The organism is Bradyrhizobium sp. S69 (genome assembly GCF_009766005.1).
Taxonomy (GTDB): Bacteria; Pseudomonadota; Alphaproteobacteria; order Rhizobiales; family Xanthobacteraceae; genus Bradyrhizobium.
This window is the reverse complement of sequence record NZ_LMUK01000060.1, coordinates 245338-259549: the sequence shown is the minus strand read 5'-3', so window position 1 is coordinate 259549 and position 14212 is coordinate 245338. Positions and strand designations below refer to the sequence as shown.

Here is a 14212-nt window from a genome sequence, read left to right as displayed (position 1 = left end):
GCCGAAGCCGCGCCCGATACCCGCTCGACGCATGAACGCGACACGACAAGGTCTGGATTGATCCGGCGATGAAGCTCTCTGAATACCTCAATCCTGCGCTGGCGGTGATCGCCGTTGTTGCACTGGGCGCTGGTTATTACTGGTTCGACCTGCGCTCTCCGCCCGAGCAAAAGGAAACACCGAGCCAGGCGCGCGTCATCGTCACCAAATCCACCAATGCTTGCTTCTCCGATCTGGTGCGGGTCACCGGATTTGTGGTGCCGCGCAGGGAAGCGGTGGTCGGCGCCGACCAGGAAGGCTCCAAGGTCACCGATCTGCTGGTTCGCGAGGGCGATACCGTCGCGGATAACCAGGAACTGGCGCGGCTCAGCGCGCCGCCGCAGCAGCCCCAGCAGCCGGGAGCACCGGCCAGACCAAATCAGGGGCCGATTTCGCTGCGCGCCCCGGCCGCAGGCTTGCTCACCGAGGTCAAGACCATCGTCGGCGCGCCGGCCTCGCCGCAGGCCGGGCCGATGTTTCGCATTGCCGTCAACAACGAGGTCGAGCTGGACGCCCAGGTGCCCGCCGTCCACATGCTGAAGCTCAATCCGGGCGCGACGGTGCGCATCAGCCGGGACGATGCGCCCGATCTGGTCGGCCGCGTCCGGCTGATTTCGCCGGAAATCGACCGGACCAACCAGCTCGGCCATATCAGGATATCGCTGACCAGCAACCCGTCGCTGAAGGTCGGCATGTTCGCCCGCGCCAGTATCGACGCCAAGCGCAGTTGCGGGGTAGCCATTCCGCGCACCGCGATCGACCATCTGACCGTTCAGGTCGTCAAAGGCAACACCGTCGAGACACGGAACGTCCGGGTCGGGCTCGTGTCGGACACCAGCACGGAAATCCTGGAGGGCCTCGACGTCGGCGAAATCGTCGTGGCCGACGCCGGCAGTTCGCTGCATGACGGTGACCAGATCAAGACCATGTTCGCCGACGAACTCGACCGCACGCGGGGACGCTGATGGCTTTGAATATTTCGGCATGGTCGATCCGTAACCCGCTTCCGTCGGTGGTGTTTTCAATCATCCTGCTGGCGCTGGGCTGGATCAGTTTCACGAAGCTCGCCGTGACGCGCCTGCCCAGCGCCGACATTCCGGTGATCTCGGTCGCGGTCGGCCAATTCGGCGCGGCGCCGTCCGAACTGGAATCGCAGATCACCAAGACCATTGAAGACGGCGTGTCGGGTGTCGAAGGCGTCCGGCATATTTCATCGTCGATCACCGACGGGTTGTCGGTGACGACGATCGAGTTTGCGCTGGAGACCAATACCGACCGGGCGCTGAACGACGTCAAGGACGCCGTCACCCGGGTGCGCAGCAATTTGCCGCAAAACGTCGCCGAACCCTTGATTTCGCGGGTCGACGTGATCGGACTGCCGATCGTCACCTATGCCGCGATCTCACCGGGCAAGACCCCGGAGCAACTGTCCTATTTCGTCGACGACGTCGTCAAACGCGCGCTGCAGGGCGTGCGGGGCGTCTCCCAGGTCGAGCGCATCGGCGGTGTCGAGCGCGAAATCCTGGTCTCGCTCGATCCGGACCGGCTGCAGGCCGCGGGGCTGACCGCCGTCAATGTCAGCCAGAGCCTGCGCGGTACCAATGTCGACCTCGCCGGCGGCCGGGCCGAGATCGGCAAGAACGATCAGGCGATCCGAACGCTGGCCGGCGCCAAGACCTTGAACGATCTCGCCGGCACGATGATCCCGCTGTTCACCGGCGGCGAGGTGCGGCTCGACGATCTCGGCACCGTCACCGACACCATCGCCGACCGGCGGACCTTCGCCCGCTTCGATGGCGAACCGGTGGTGGCACTCGGCATCAAACGCTCCAAGGGCGCCAGCGACGTGGTGGTCGCAGGTCTGGTGCAGAAACGGATCGACGCCCTCAAGGAAGCCTACCCCGATGTCGACCTCAAGCTGATCGACACCTCGGTCGAGTTCACCAAGGGCAATTACGAAGCGGCGATCTCGACCTTGTTCGAAGGCGCCATTCTCGCGGTTGTCATCGTGCTGTTGTTCCTGCGCGACATCCGCGCCACCATCATCGCGGCGATCTCGCTGCCGCTGTCGATCTTCCCCGCGTTCTGGGCGATGGATATCCTTGGATTCTCGCTCAACCTGATCAGCTTCCTCGCCATCACGCTTTCAACCGGTATTCTGGTCGACGACGCCATCGTCGAGATCGAGAACATCGTGCGCCACATGCGGATGGGCAAGACGCCGTATCGCGCCGCGCTGGAAGCCGCCGACGAAATCGGCCTCGCGGTGATCGCGATCAGCCTCACCATCATCGCGATCTTCGCGCCGGCGAGCTTCATGGGGGGCATCGCCGGTCAATTCTTCAAGCAATTCGGCATCACGGTTTCTGTGCAGGTGTTCTTCTCGCTGCTCGCCGCGCGGTTCGTGACGCCGGTGCTGGCGGCTTACTTCCTGAAAGACCATTCCCACGACGATCCGCCGCCGGGACGCGTGCTGAACGGCTACCACAGGCTCGTGACATGGTCGGTCCGGCATTACCTCATCACGGTGCTGGTCGGCCTTGGAATCTTCGCCGCCTCGTGCTGGAGCATCTATCTGCTGCCACTTGGCTACCTGCCGGCGCAGGACGCCGCGCGTTCGCTGCTGGCGATGGAACTGCCGCCCGGCTCGCAGCTCGCTTATACCGAGAAAATCACCGAAGAGATCGTAACCAGGCTGCGCAAGCATCCCGAGGTCAAGAGTGTTTTCGTCGATGGCGGCCGGGTGCCGCCGGGAACGCTCGAGGTACGCCGCGCGGCGCTGATCATCAATTACACGCCCAAAAAGCAACGCAGCATCACGCAGCGTGAGCTTGAACTGGCGGTCAGCAAAGACCTCGAAAATGTTCCGGATATCCGATTCTGGTTTCTCGACGAGAACGGCCAGCGCGCCGTGCAACTGGTCGTCACCGGCGTCGACAGCGGCATCGTCGGTAACGTCGCCAGCGAACTCGCCAACCAGATGAAGCGGATTCCGCAGCTTGCCAACGTGATTTCCGAGACCTCGCTCGACCGGCCCGAATTGCGCATCCAGCCGCGCGCGGACCTCGCCGCCCGGCTCGGTGTTTCGACCGAAAGCCTGTCGCAGACCATTCGTGTCGCCACCATCGGCGACGTCGGTCCGGCGCTGGCGAAATTCGACGCCGGCGACCGGCTGGTGCCGATCCGCGTCCAACTCGAGGACTCCGCCCGCGGCGACCTGCAAACCCTCGAGGAGTTGCGCGTACCGCTCGGCGAGCACGGCGAAAAGGGCGGCGTGCCGTTATCGGTGGTCGCCGACATCAATTTCGATCAGGGCCCGACCAGCATCAATCGCTATGACAGGGAACGCCAGGCGACCGTTGCGGCCGATCTGGTGGGTACCGCCGCACTGGGCGATGCTACCAAGAAGATCCACGAGCTGCCGGTCATGAAGAGCCTGCCGAAGGGCGTCAATGTCGGGCCGTCCGGCGACGCCGAGGCGCTCGCCGACCTTTCAGCGGGCTTCATCACCGCCATCACCGCCGGGTTGATGATCGTCTATGCCGTGCTGGTGCTGCTGTTCGGAACCTTCCTGCAGCCGATCACCATCCTGTTCTCGCTGCCGCTCTCGATGGGCGGCGCGATCGGCTTGCTGCTCCTGACCGGCAAGCAGCTCACGGTTCCCGTGTTCATCGGCATCCTGATGCTGATGGGCATCGTCACCAAGAATGCCATCATGCTGGTGGAATTCGCCGTCGAATCGATCCGCGAAGGCAGACCGCGCGACGAGGCGATCATCGATGCCGGCATGAAGCGCGCGCGCCCCATCGTCATGACCACGATCGCGATGGCCGCCGGCATGATGCCGTCCGCGCTCGCGTTCGGCGCCGGCGGTGAATTCCGCTCGCCGATGGCGCTCGCCGTGATCGGCGGCCTGGTGTTCTCCACCGTGCTGTCGCTGGTGTTCGTGCCGGCGATGTTCGTCCTGATGGACGATGTCGGCGCCTTCATCTGGCGCTTCGGCAAGCGACTGCTCGCCTCGCATGCCGAGAGCGAGCATCCGTCGGCGGCTCACACCGCCGATCACGAGGATGCCGATCGCAAGCAACCGTCGCCCCCACCGAGCATCGTGCACTCACCCGCCGCGGAGTGAGCGGTGTATCACCGTCATCACCGGGCTCGTCCCGGTGATCTACGTCTTACTTTCTTCAGCGAGCTAAGGACGTGGATGGCCGGGCATAGGCGAGCGGAAGCGACGCCGTCCTTCGGACGTCTATGCCCGGCCATGACGAAGTAGCAGGCTCGCGCCCGCGCCCTACTCGTTCCGCGCCAACGCGGTCAGCTTGGTGAGGTTCTGCAGTAAAATCCGGCCGCGCTGCAAATCGAGGATGCCGTCCCTGCGCCAGAGCTGCAATTGACGGTTGACGCTTTCACGCGCGGCGCCGACGAAGACGCCGAGCTGTTCCTGCGAGATGTGCACTTCGGAACCGAAATCGGAGGCCAGCGCGCAGAGCCGTCGCGCGAGCCGAACCGGCAGCGGCTGCAGCACCGATTCCTCCATCCGCTCGCTCTGCCAGCGGATCCGCTGGCACAAGAGCTGGATGATCTTGATCGCGACCTTGGGCTCGCGTTCGAGGAAGGCCAGAAAATCCTGCCGCCGCAGCACGAACAGTTCCGACGGCTCGCCGGCCATCGCATCTGCGGTGCGGCTCTCGCCGTCGAGCACCGCGACCTCGCCAAACAGATCGCCCGGGCCCATGAAATTCAGTGTCAGCCGGCTGCCGTCGGAGGCGCCGGTCTCGATCCGGATCTGGCCGCGGCGGATCCCGAACAGGGCGTCGCCGGCATCGCCCTTCTGGAACAACACCTCGCCGAGACCAAGTTGCTGGGTGTGGCAAAGACCCGATATCCGCTGCAGTTCGTCGGCGCCAAGATCCGCGAACATCGGATTCATCTTCAGAATGACCGCAAATTCAGTCTGTTTGCTCATTGCAATACCTTCACAATACCTGCCAGCGCTTCAAAATAGGCGTATCAAACAATGTGTCTCTCGAAGTGTGTCATAGGTCACAGAACTTTGCAGCAACTCCGGATTATTTTCGACCCTCCTTTGAGCGGTCTGCCCTTTCCGGGATAAGCTCAGGCCATCGGCCGCGTCGGAGCATGATGCGGCCGGAGAGACGCTGTTTGCCTGGGTTGGAATAGCATCATGAAGCCACTGAAAATCGCCGGAGCCGCCATTGCCGCCATCATCGTGGTCGCGGGCCTCGTGCTGGTCGTCGGGATTCCCTCCAGCTTCCTGACCTCCGCGATCCAGGCGCGGGTCGAGCGCGAGACCGGATACCGGCTGACGATCGCGGGCTCGACCAAAATCGGCCTCTGGCCGTCGTTGAACGTGACGCTGGACGACGTCACGCTGCAAGATCCAAAGGACCGCGACAGCAGCGACCAGCTGACCGTCGGCAGCATCGAGGCCAACATCAAGCTCGCGAGCCTGTGGTCGGGCGCCCCCGAAGTCACCGAACTCGTCATCGACCGTCCGGTCCTGACCGTCCCGTTGCTGCGCGAACGCACCGTGCCGCGCAATTCGCCGCCGCGGGGCGTGGTGACCTCCACGGAAGCCGAAGCCAAGCAGAACACGGTCAGAATCGGGCGCGTGACGGTCACCGATGGCGCGATCGTTTTCTCCAACCTGCGCGATCGCGTGACCAACCGCATCGACGGCATCAACGCCAAAGCCACTATCGGCGACGATCGAAACATCCGGGCCACCGGTAGCGCGCGCGCCAGCGAGCATCCGCTCAAATTCGTCATCAAGGTGACGCCGCCGGCGCCACCGCTCGAACGGCAGACGATCCCGGTCGATTTGATGGTCGAAGCGCCCGATCTGCTGAAGAACCCGCTGTCGGCCAAGGCCGAGATCCGGCTCAACGGCACGGTCGTGATGATCAACGGCCTCACCGGCGCGCTCGGTGACGCCGCGTTCAACGGCTGGGCCTCGGTCGATATCGCGAGCAAGCCGCTGGTCAAACTCGACCTCGACTTCCAGCGGTTCGATGTCGCGATGTCCAAGGGCAACGCCGGATCGACGCCGCAGCCATGGAGCAATGTTCCGATCGACCTCGGCGGATTGAACTATGTCGACTTGCAGGCGAAGATTTCCGCCGCCGAAATCAATATCGGCGACAGCCATATCGCGCCGGTCGCGATCGACGCCACGCTGGCCAGCGGCGTGCTGAAATGCCGGCTCGCCAATCTCGGCGCCTATGGCGGCCAAGCCAATGCCGATCTGATCGTCGATGCCTCGCCGGCGGTGCCGGCTTACGCGTTGCGCAGCGACTTGGCCGGGGTCCGCGCCTTGCCGCTGCTGCAAAGCGTGGCCGATTTCGATAGGCTCGACGGCAAGCTGCAGGCCAAGCTGTCGCTACAATCCTCAGGCGCCAGCCAGCGCGCCATCATGTCCAACCTCGATGGCACGGTGTTCACGGTGTTCCAGGACGGCGCAATCCGCGGCATCAACGTCGCCCAAATGATCCGCTCGCTGACCTCCGGCACTCTGTCGGGATGGCAGCAGAGCAACGAACAGACCACCGACCTCAGCCAGCTCTCGGCCTCGTTCCGGATCGAGAAGGGCAAGGCCACCTCGACCGATCTCAATTTGGTGGGCCCGCTGGTGCGCGTGACCGGGTCCGGGACCATCGACCTCGGCGAGAAGACACTGGCGTTGCGGACCGAACCGAAGCTCGTGATGACCACGCAAGGCCAGGGCCGCACCTCCGATCCGGTCGGGCTCGGCATCCCGGTGGTGATCGACGGCCCGTGGGCCAGCCCGCGGATCTATCCGGATATGGCCGGCATCCTCGACAATCCGGATGCGGCCTATGCCAAGCTCAAGGACATGGGCAAGGGCCTGTTCGGGCCGAACGGCGCGCTCGGCGGATTGGGCGGCAATCTGTTGGGCGGCAACGCCGCGGGCGGAACTGCCAAGGTGGACAATCAGACGGGCAACGCCACCGGAAGCAACCCGCTGAGCGGCCTGTTGGGCCAGAGTGGCACCGGCGGCACCGGCGGCGCGTCCGAGCCGCTCGGCGGCGATCTCGGCAAGACCATCGGCAATCTGATCCAGCAGGGCATCGGGCAAGGCGGTACCCAAGGCAATGTTCAAGGCCGCGTTCCCGGCCAAAGCCGCGCGCTTTCGGTGCCGGGAACGCCCGCCGCGGCAGCCCCATCGACCTCGCCCGCCCCGACACCGGCGCAGAGCGATCCGACCGCGCAGCCGGCCCAGGAGAGTCAGCCAATGAACGACGTGCTGCGGCAGTTGTTCAACCGCTGAGTTTGGCCTGATCATTGGGTTTCCCTGGTTGACCCCCACCCCCGACCCCTCCCCGCAAGGGGGAGGGGAGAAGTGCGCCGTGCCTAGCGGCGTGTTCTCCCTCTTGATGTCCACCGCCGTGAAATCTGACTGCTTGCTTCTCTCACTCCACACCCAGTGACGCAGTTCTATCGCTCCCCTCCCCCTTGCGGGGAGGGGTCGGGGGTGGGGGTAGCTGCACGCGACGCGGCCCGCCATTTGCGCGCCGTCCGGGCTAACCATGCCGAGCTCCGGCCGGGCCACCTCACATATGCTAGGGATGTAATATGTTAGACTAATCATGGCCGGCACGGCCGTGAACGCGGCGCCCATTGCGGGGCGCTGCCGCCGAGGATTGGGATGAGCGGGGTCAGGGACAATATCCGGTTTGGCGGTCGAGGCTCGTTTGCGGGCCTGTTCCAGGGCCTGTTCGCCAAATACGTCCTCGCATTGGTGGGCCTCGTCGTGTTCGTGCTCGCGGTCAACGGCGCGTTCGAGACCTGGATCAGCTACCGCGCCACCAAGACCACGCTGACCGACGCGATGTCGGAGAAGGCCGAGGCGACCGCCAAGCGGATCGAGCAATCGATCTCCGATCTCGAACGGCAGATCAGCTGGGTGACCCGCGCCAGCGCCGACACGCTGGAGAAACACCGCAACGACTATGCGCAACTGCTCAACGGCGTCCCCGCCGTCAGCCAGCTCTCGCTGGTGAGCGGCCAGGGCCGCGAATTGCTGCGGCTGTCGCGCACCAATATCCAGGTCAATGGCGGCGCGGATTTTTCCCGCGACATGCGCTTTAGCCAGACCGTCGAGCGCGGCGTCAATTACGCGCCGGCGGATTTCAGGGGCTCGCAGCCTTATATGTCGATCTCGGTATCGCATTCCGGCTTCAACGCCGGCGTCACCGTGGCCGATATCGACCTTGGCATCCTGTCGGATTTGCTCGGCGACGCCCAGGTCGGCAAGGCCACCTTCGCCTATGTGACGGATTCCAGCGGCAAGGTGCTCGCGACGTCGGCGCGAGGCCCCGAGATCGGCGCGGATCTGTCGACGCTGCCGCAGGTCGCAGCCCTGATGACGCCGGACAGCGCGCCGCTGGCCTCCGGCACCGATTCCGAGGGCCATTCGGTGCTGACCGCGGCAGCCGCTGTCCCCAAACTCGGCTGGACGGTGTTTTTCGAGCAGCCGACCGCGCAGGCGCTGGCGCCGATCCGCGACCAGCTGGTGCGCATCGCGTTGCTGATCGCGCTTGGGCTCGCGGTCGCGATCCTGGCCGGCACGCTGCTGGCACGACGCATGCTGATCCCGATCACGGCGTTGAGCAGCGGCGCGCGGCGGCTCGGCGCCGGCGATTTCAGCCACCGCATCGACGTCCACACCGCCGACGAGTTGGAAGAACTCGCGAGCCAGTTCAACAGCATGGCCGGGCAGCTCGCCGAGACCTATTCGGGCCTCGAGGCCAAGGTGGAGGAGCGCACCCGAGATCTCGCGCAGTCGATCAACGAATTGAAGGTGCTCGAAGAGGTCGGCCGCGCGGTGTCGTCCTCGCTCGATCTCAACGCGGTGCTGCCGACGGTGGCGGCGCGCGCGCTCGAAATCACCCATGCCGATTCGGTGCTGATCTACGGCTATGACGCGGCCAACCACTGCTTCAACCTCGCCGAATCGATCGGCATCGACAAGGCAGCGCCCGGCGATCATCTCGCGATCGACCAGGACAAGAGCGTGCTCGGCGAAGCCGCCAGCAAGGGCGAGCCGATCGCGATTGCCGATCTGGCCGACGCCAGCGATCACATTTTGCGCGACCTCGCGATCTCCGCCGGCTTCCATTCGGTGCTGGTGGTGCCGCTGGTCGACAAGCAGGGCGTGCTGGGATCGCTGGTGGTGTTGCGACAGAACATTGGCGCATTCTCGCCCAATCTGATCGGGCTGATGCGAACCTTCGCGCATCAATCGGTGCTGGCGATGCGCAACGCGCGGCTGTTCACCGAAGTGGATGCCAAGGGCCGCGAGTTGGCGACCGCGCATGCCACCGTGCGCGAGCAGGCCGACAAGCTGCAGGAGCAGACCGACCAGCTGAAGGATTGGAACAAGTCGCTGGAGGAGCGGGTCGAGACGCAACTCGGCGAGATCGAGCGGATTCGTCGGCTCGAACGCTTTTTGGCGCCTCAAGTCGCGCAACTGATCGCGTCGGGCGACGGCCACGAAGGCCTGCTCGACAGCCACCGCCGCGAAGTCACCGTGGTGTTTTGTGACCTGCGCGGCTTTACGGCGTTCACCGAGCAGACCGAGCCGGAAGAGGCGATGAACGTGCTGCGGGAATATCACGCGGCGCTCGGCGAATTGATCTTCCGCTATGAGGGCACGCTCGACCGCTATGCCGGCGACGGCGTGATGATCCTGTTCAACGCGCCGATACAATTCGAGGATCATGTCAAGCGCGCGGTGAAGATGTCGGTGGAGATGCGCGACACCATCGGCGCGCTGACCGAGAAGTGGCGCAACCGCGGCCACAATCTCGGCTTCGGCATCGGCATCGCGCTCGGCTACGCGACGCTCGGCCAGATCGGCTTCGAGCAGCGGCTGGAATACGCCGCGATCGGCAGCGTCACCAACCTCGCCTCGCGGCTGTGCGACGAAGCCAAGGCCAACCAGATCGTGGTCGGCCGCAGAGTCTTTGGCATGGTCGAGCAATGGGTCGAAGGCCGCCCGATCGACGATCTCAATCTGAAGGGATTCAATCATCCCGTCCTCGCCGCCGAGATCCTGAGCTGGCGCGAGGAAGTCGATAACGTCGTGGATGCCGCGCCGGCGGCGCGGCGGCGCAAGCAGCCGTGAGCACTTTCGCCGTCCCGGATTTCGAGCCTGTGAAGCTTTCTCGGCCGTCATCCTGAGGTGCGCGCTCTTTCTTGCGCGCCTCGAAGGATGGCCGCACGCACTGCGCTGAACACCATCCTTCGAGGCTCGCAAGAGCTCGCACCTCAGGATGACGGTTCCGATGGATCCCGGCCTCGTTCGCAATGACGACCGAACATGCGTCCGCATTCTCGCGACACCCCTCGCCCGAGTTTTGCAAATTCATTCGCCCCAAAAATCAGAGGGGCGCAGCGCGATCCCAAGAGGGACGCGGGGAAGACCGGGTGCGCGCTGCACCCGCGGTCTCATGTGCAACAACAAACAAAAAACGCACATGAGCATACAGGTTCAGCGGAAACACTCCGGCCTTCCCCGCGCAATGGTTTACGGCTTATCTTCGTGCTCTCCCCGGCGAGACCATAGCTTGTTTGTCACCGTCGCCCCCAGGAAGCGTGAGCTTCCCGAGAACTTGACGCACCTGCCATCTGGGGCGTCAGGACCACACGACTTCGCCGTCCGCATTGGCGCCGTTCGTCCGCGCCAAAGGCACGCAACGCCGCCGCGTCCACCGCATCCCATGCCCAACGTCCAAGACGATCATGATACGTCCCCTCTGAGAGGGCCGGGACGGGAGAGAATAAGAGGGTGATTTGGGTCAGGAGTCAAGGATAATTTCGGAAAATCCGAAATATCGTGGAAGTTTGAAAGCGCTGAAAGAACTGGAAAATTCTTGGTCGCACCATAAAGAAGGATTCCGGTAGGCATTCACAAACCGAAAGAACCGCAATAGGCTCCAAACTGATTTGTTTTTTCGAAATAGCGCGTTGGAGGAGGCTTGGACAGGGTAAGTCCACTAAAGCGAAGCCAAAATATGGCCCAAATAAAGGGACGAAACACGCGTCCAGAGCTCGTGGTTCGAAAGGCCCTACACTCGCTTGGGGTCGGTTACCGGCTACACGTGAGAACACTTCCAGGTAAGCCTGACATCGTTATGAGCGGGCGGCGCAAGGTCATTGAAGTTCGTGGCTGCTTCTGGCATCGCCATCCCTACTGCGAGTTTGCATATATACCGAAGTCTAATCAACTCTTCTGGAAAACCAAGTTCAGGGGGAATGTCCGCAGAGACAGAAAGAATCTGTCAGCGCTCCAGAATGGTGGATGGGACGTTCTCGTGATCTGGGAATGCGAGACGAACGACATTAGTGTTTTGAGATACCGATTGGAATCCTTCATTCGGGGAAAGGGACGCCGGAGTGAAAAAGCCTCCCGAGAAGAGTATTCTAAAAAAGCTTGAACGCTTGCGGCGGGGGCACAAACCGCGTGTGCTGGACCTTTTCTCCGGATGCGGTGGAATTTCGCTCGGGTTTAATTCCGCGGGCTTCCAAATCGACGCTGCGGTGGAGATCGACCCGACGGCCGCCGAAACTCACGCGCGCAACTTTCATTCTGAGCTGAGCCCCGAATTGCTTGCGGCTCACATGAAACCGCGAGACCTTACCCAAATAGAGCCAGATGAGCTGACCAGCGCGCTCTCTCTAGGAACAGTTGAGGATTCCTTTGACGTCGTAGTGGGTGGTCCACCCTGCCAAGCCTATGCGCGGGTGGGGCGGGCCAAACTTCGTGATGTGGCTGACCACCCAAGTGCGTTCAAAGTTGATCCGCGCGGCAATCTTTACCTTCGCTATTTGCATTTCGTCGAAGCTACTCAGCCGCTGGCACTTCTGATGGAAAACGTTCCGGATGCTATGAATTATGGAGGCCACAATGTCATGGCTGAGGTGGCGGAAGCGCTCAACGACCTAGGATATATTGCCCGATACAGCCTCATAAATACCGCCTTCCATGGCGTCCCCCAGATGAGGGATCGCGTTTTTCTTATCGCCTATCATCGCGCTTTAAACACCGAAGTTCACTTTCCAAAAGCTACCAATCACTTAGTCCTACCGTCTGGATATGCAGGCACTCGAGCTGTGGCGCTGAAGTACATCGATCTTTTCGAGAAGCAGTGCTTTGTAGAGGCTGATCACGGAAACCCTTCGCTTCCGGGGCCGGTAACTACCATGGACGCGCTTGGCGACCTCCCCTCCATCACCCTTCACCTCGAAGGAAAGCTTAAGAGAGGCGCACGGCGTTTCGATGAATTTATTCCGTACGGCCCGAGGACGAAGTTTACCGCCTACGCCCGTTTGATGCGAAAATGGCAGGGTTTCGAAGCCCCGGGCGAAGGACTACGCGACCACGTGATTCGCTATCTTCCTCGCGACGCAGATATCTTTCGACACATGCCTAGCGGCGGCGAATACCCAGCCGCCCATGCAACTGCGGTGAAGCTCTGGGAGAAAAAAATCAAACAAATTGAACGTCGCCTAGCCAAGCCCGTCAGTAAAAATGACCGGGAGGCGCTGTTCGCTAAAATGGTACCTCCCTACCCGGTCCATAATTTCCCAAACCGGTGGTGGAAACTTCGTCCAGACGCCCCATCCCGTACCCTGCTGGCGCATATCGGGAAAGACACCTACTCACACATCCACTACGACAGCGCGCAGGCTCGCGTGATTAGCGTGCGTGAAGCAGCGAGACTGCAAAGCTTTCCGGACGGCTTTTGCTTTTCTGGAACTATGAACCCGGCATATAGGCAGATCGGGAACGCCGTTCCGCCGATTATGGCCAAAAGGCTCGCTGAAAAGATGATGGAGGCCCTCCAAGGCGCAGCTGTTCCAACGCTCGTTGCGGCAGAATAGCTACTCTCCTTCATCTTCTTCGATATTAATCTGCTCGGCTACGCTCCAGGTAGAGAAGAGGCTGACGGCCACCGTATACGCGTCGGGTCTAACTTGCGGACTCAGCGGCTGGACTACAGCAAGAATCTGTTTTGCAGCCTCTCTGATATCGCGGGAAATTGATAGCTTGGCGCTCCCGTCGGTATAGTCGAACAGCCGGTAAAGATCGGTCGGTGGTGCCGACGGCTCGGCAGCGAATTCCAATTCAGCTTGACTGATCTGAATTGGACGCTCGAATCCCGCACGGGTCGTCTTGACCTCAACCCTACGCATTTCTCCTGCTGAATCCTCGATCTCAAAGTCCCATGGGTTAATAGCGTTTTCTTCGGCAACCCATTTATAAGATTGGATTCGTCCAGCGCTTAGCTCACCTTCCAGCCAGTCCTTCAAGAGCTGCTCGCCTCCGAGCCCGGTGGCTTCGGCCTTCAACCGAGCCTCTCGAAAGGCTTCAGCAGTCATACGCCTGGGTGAACCTCTTCTACGAAGGCGTCGCAGTCCCTCTGACGAACCTGCAGCGGCTTCCTCAAGGGCTTCGTCCAGATCAGGATCGATCAACTCGCGAACGGGATGTTCAGCAGGGGACCTAGCAGCGAGAGCGCGGAGATCCTCCTCACTGATCACAGATGTCTTTCGATTGCCGACAGAGCTGCTGAGGCCGCTATAGACTGCTGCATCATGCGGATTCGTTTGGGACAGCAGTACCAAGACCATTGAAGTAGGTTCGGTAGTGCCGCCCACCGCGAAGAGAACCAAATCGCCGGGCCTGAGCTGATCGTAACGGTTCGGGTCAAAATCTGGATTCGGGATGAGTTCGCCGTTCAACCGCCAATTCTTTCCTCCTGAACCGGCCGTAATCACCTTTCTGGTGAGCGTTTGAGGATCGGGACTCGCGCCGGGACCATAGATGGTCACGGGGATATTGAAGCGGCGGCGCTCTCCGTCGGCACGAGCTGCTGGGAAAAACCGCTCAGCGAACACGTCCGCGTTGAGATTAATGCCCTTCTGCTTGCTGCCCTGGTCTCTCGACAATCGCGCCTCCGCCTGGAGTCGACGAAATTGGGGCTCAAAGAGGGTCAGGTCCGACATTGTCAGCTTCTTGATCGCGTATTGCAAAATCACCTCCCGGGAGGAAACGAATCGCTGAGAATCGCCCCATTTAGCCGGCCGCGTCCCAGGTTGCCAAACTCCCAGACGAACCAGCAAA

8 protein-coding genes are annotated in these 14212 nt (G+C 62.1%); 6 read left to right on the top strand and 2 right to left on the bottom strand.

The annotated features are described in order from the left end of the window. Positions 1-68: 68 nt before the first annotated feature. Together GSQ88_RS32895 and GSQ88_RS32890 are read left to right on the top strand one after the other, a co-directional pair. Entirely contained in the window at positions 69-1004 is a 936-nt protein-coding gene (locus GSQ88_RS32895) for an RND family efflux transporter (RefSeq protein ID WP_159012411.1), read from the top strand. Then, entirely contained in the window at positions 1004-4171 is a 3168-nt protein-coding gene (locus GSQ88_RS32890; protein WP_159012410.1) for an efflux RND transporter permease subunit, read from the top strand. Before GSQ88_RS32895 ends, GSQ88_RS32890 begins: the two co-directional genes overlap by 1 nt. 162 nt (positions 4172-4333) lie before the next feature. On the opposite strand, the gene GSQ88_RS32885 is transcribed toward GSQ88_RS32890, so the two are convergent. Beyond that, positions 4334-5008, bottom strand: a complete 675-nt coding sequence (locus GSQ88_RS32885) for a Crp/Fnr family transcriptional regulator (protein WP_159012409.1) — start codon at positions 5006-5008, stop codon at positions 4334-4336. 219 nt (positions 5009-5227) lie between these two features. On the opposite strand from GSQ88_RS32885, the gene GSQ88_RS32880 reads away from it, so the two are divergent. The 4 genes from GSQ88_RS32880 (at position 5228) to GSQ88_RS32865 (ending at position 12969) form a co-directional block, all read left to right on the top strand. Next, the gene (locus tag GSQ88_RS32880) at positions 5228-7351 is read left to right on the top strand and encodes an AsmA family protein (protein ID WP_159012408.1); all 2124 of its coding nucleotides are present in this window, start codon (positions 5228-5230) and stop codon (positions 7349-7351) included. A 378-nt stretch (positions 7352-7729) separates the two neighbouring features. Next, entirely contained in the window at positions 7730-10210 is a 2481-nt protein-coding gene (locus GSQ88_RS32875) for an adenylate/guanylate cyclase domain-containing protein (protein ID WP_159012407.1), read from the top strand. An 853-nt stretch (positions 10211-11063) separates the two neighbouring features. Next, entirely contained in the window at positions 11064-11522 is a 459-nt protein-coding gene (locus tag GSQ88_RS32870) for a very short patch repair endonuclease (protein WP_159012406.1), read from the top strand. After that, complete coding sequence (locus GSQ88_RS32865; protein WP_159012404.1) at positions 11482-12969, top strand: DNA cytosine methyltransferase; 1488 nt, start codon at positions 11482-11484, stop codon at positions 12967-12969. Before GSQ88_RS32870 ends, GSQ88_RS32865 begins: the two co-directional genes overlap by 41 nt. On the opposite strand, the gene GSQ88_RS32860 is transcribed toward GSQ88_RS32865, so the two are convergent. Continuing rightward, the gene (locus GSQ88_RS32860; RefSeq protein ID WP_159012402.1) at positions 12970-14121 is read right to left on the bottom strand and encodes a protein NO VEIN domain-containing protein; all 1152 of its coding nucleotides are present in this window, start codon (positions 14119-14121) and stop codon (positions 12970-12972) included. It lies immediately after the preceding gene. Positions 14122-14212 lie beyond the last annotated feature (91 nt).

What these genes read in the sequence shown, in the direction of transcription:
- GSQ88_RS32885 (WP_159012409.1), bottom strand. Translation starts at nt 5,008, where the DNA reads ATGAGCAAACAGACTGAATTTGCGGTCATTCTGAAGATGAATCCGATG.
- GSQ88_RS32880 (WP_159012408.1), top strand. Translation starts at nt 5,228, where the DNA reads ATGAAGCCACTGAAAATCGCCGGAGCCGCCATTGCCGCCATCATCGTG.
- GSQ88_RS32890 (WP_159012410.1), top strand. Translation starts at nt 1,004, where the DNA reads ATGGCTTTGAATATTTCGGCATGGTCGATCCGTAACCCGCTTCCGTCG.
- GSQ88_RS32895 (WP_159012411.1), top strand. Translation starts at nt 69, where the DNA reads ATGAAGCTCTCTGAATACCTCAATCCTGCGCTGGCGGTGATCGCCGTT.
- GSQ88_RS32875 (WP_159012407.1), top strand. Translation starts at nt 7,730, where the DNA reads ATGAGCGGGGTCAGGGACAATATCCGGTTTGGCGGTCGAGGCTCGTTT.